A 594-nucleotide genomic window follows, 5' to 3' on the forward strand; every position below is an offset into this window, starting at 1 on the left:
TCGAACCGATGGTGATCATCGCTACCCAGCCGAGGGCGCCAGCGTGTACGTGGCCGATGGTCCAGTCGGTGTAGTGGGACAGGGCGTTGACGGTCTTGATGGCCATCATCGGGCCTTCGAAGGTGGACATGCCGTAGAAGGCCAGCGACACCACCAGGAAGCGCAGGATCGGATCGGTGCGCAGCTTATGCCAGGCGCCGGACAGGGTCATCATGCCGTTGATCATGCCGCCCCAGCTCGGCGCCAGCAGGATGATCGACATCACCATGCCGAGGCTCTGCGCCCAGTCCGGCAGCGCGGTGTAGTGCAGGTGGTGCGGGCCGGCCCAGATGTAGACGGTGATCAGTGCCCAGAAGTGGACGATCGACAGGCGATAGGAATATACCGGACGCTCGGCCTGCTTCGGCACGAAGTAGTACATGATCCCGAGGAAGCCGGCGGTGAGGAAGAAGCCCACGGCGTTGTGGCCGTACCACCACTGCACCATCGCATCGGTCGCGCCCGAATAGATCGAGTAGGACTTGAACCAGCTCACCGGGATTTCCAGGTTGTTGACGATGTGCAGCATCGCCGTCACCAGGATGAAGGCACCGA

Annotated in this window: 1 protein-coding gene; it reads right to left on the minus strand. The window is 62.3% G+C overall.

The window, feature by feature from the left end; all coding sequences use genetic code 11:
- On the minus strand, positions 1 to 594 hold a 594-nt coding region (locus CXQ97_RS18930; RefSeq protein ID WP_181035166.1), incomplete at both ends, for a cbb3-type cytochrome c oxidase subunit I.

Source organism: Arthrobacter sp. B0490 (genome assembly GCF_002929355.1).
Classification (GTDB): Bacteria; Actinomycetota; Actinomycetes; order Actinomycetales; family Micrococcaceae; genus Arthrobacter_D.